The sequence below is a fragment of the Shewanella sp. SM74 genome, assembly GCF_025653725.1.
Classification (GTDB): domain Bacteria; phylum Pseudomonadota; class Gammaproteobacteria; order Enterobacterales; family Shewanellaceae; genus Shewanella; species Shewanella oncorhynchi.
The window spans coordinates 1-625 of record NZ_JAKKRZ010000099.1 but is presented as its reverse complement, the minus strand read 5'-3'; the positions used below and the strand labels follow the sequence as shown (position 1 = coordinate 625).

General features: G+C 40.8%; 1 protein-coding gene. It reads left to right on the top strand.

Annotation, left to right across the window (positions count from 1 at the left end):
• Positions 1-122 precede the first annotated feature (122 nt).
• Positions 123-560, top strand: a complete 438-nt coding sequence (gene tnpA / locus L5M49_RS25185) for an IS200/IS605 family transposase (RefSeq protein ID WP_219255617.1) — start codon at positions 123-125, stop codon at positions 558-560.
• Positions 561-625: the final 65 nt, after the last annotated feature.

Sequence of the window (625 nt, the reverse complement as noted above, 5' to 3'; positions counted from 1 at the left end):
TTTATTGTCATCCTAAAACCACCGCCTCTGGCGGTGGTGATTGTTCCTTGAGGCTATAGCCTGAATTACGCCCATGCTAAAAGAGACTTCTTATTCACCACAAGTAAGAGGAAACGAAAAGCATGGGCGATTATAGAAGTTCATCACATGTTTATTGGCGTTGCAAATATCATATTGTTTGGACTCCGAAGTACCGTTTTAAAATGTTAAAAGGAAACCTTGGTAAGGAGTTATACAGGTCAATTTATATCCTTTGCAATATGAAGGGTTGTGAGGTTTTAGAATTAAACGTTCAGATAGACCACGTTCACTTGGTAGTCATAATCCCGCCGAAGCTGTCAGTATCAACGCTGATGGGAGTATTGAAAGGAAGAAGTGCGATAAGGTTATTCAATAAATTCCCTCATGTACGTAAAAAGCTATGGGGCAATAGCTTTTGGGCCAGAGGTTATTTTGTAGATACAGTAGGTGTTAATGAAGAAATCATTAGACGATATGTGCGCCATCAAGATAAACAAGATCAGGAACATGAGGCTCAATTGTCGTTGCAGATGATGTAGGTTCTTGGAATAGCCCCTTCCAGGGGCAAGTCAAAGCCGCCTTCTAAGAAGGCGGATTCTTTACT